2 protein-coding genes are annotated in these 527 nt (G+C 57.1%); one reads left to right on the forward strand and one right to left on the reverse strand.

Translation table 11 applies throughout. The features are described 5' to 3' along the window. Positions 1–13 precede the first annotated feature (13 nt). Entirely contained in the window at positions 14–142 is a 129-nt protein-coding gene (locus JK635_RS28585; protein ID WP_498043875.1) for a hypothetical protein, read from the forward strand. Positions 143–188: 46 nt separating this feature from the next. On the opposite strand, the gene JK635_RS28590 is transcribed toward JK635_RS28585, so the two are convergent. Next, the coding region (locus tag JK635_RS28590) for a hypothetical protein (RefSeq protein WP_202654803.1) at positions 189–527 on the reverse strand (339 nt) is incomplete at its 5' end.

Raw genomic sequence — 527 nt, forward strand, 5'->3', positions numbered from 1 at the left:
GAACGAGAAATCGGTGGCGGAATTCCGCGCCGGCAAGGAAAAGGCGTTCAACGCGCTGATCGGCCAGGCGATGAAGGCCAGCAAGGGCAAGGCCAATCCAGCGCAATTGACCGAACTGCTGAAGAAGAAGCTGGCCGGTTAAGCGGTCTGGTCGGGGCTGCCAGGCAAGAGGAGGATGCGCACAATGGTCATGCATCGGACTCGCCTCTTCCTGCCTGTGCCGGCGCGATGTGCGTCCTGGAAGCGCTTCTTTCCATGACTTCATGAACCAGGCGCTGCAGTTCCTCCCGGGCAAGGGAAATTAATTTGCCATCGTCATCGCGATATTCCCTTTCCGATGCCACGGCGCGTTCCATCGCGTCCGGAAAATTTGTCATCAGATGGAAAACGAGCGCGCCATCACATTTGGCTGCCGATTGAAGCAGCAGCCAAGCATAATCAGCGTTGCTCTCCACTTTCTGCCGGACCGGGGCCTTATCCAGCAAGGCATAGGCAAGTCGCGTTTGACCATAAACGATTGCTTCGAC

Source organism: Neobacillus paridis (assembly GCF_016765675.1).
In the GTDB taxonomy this organism is placed as follows: domain Bacteria; phylum Bacillota; class Bacilli; order Bacillales; family Cytobacillaceae; genus Neobacillus; species Neobacillus paridis.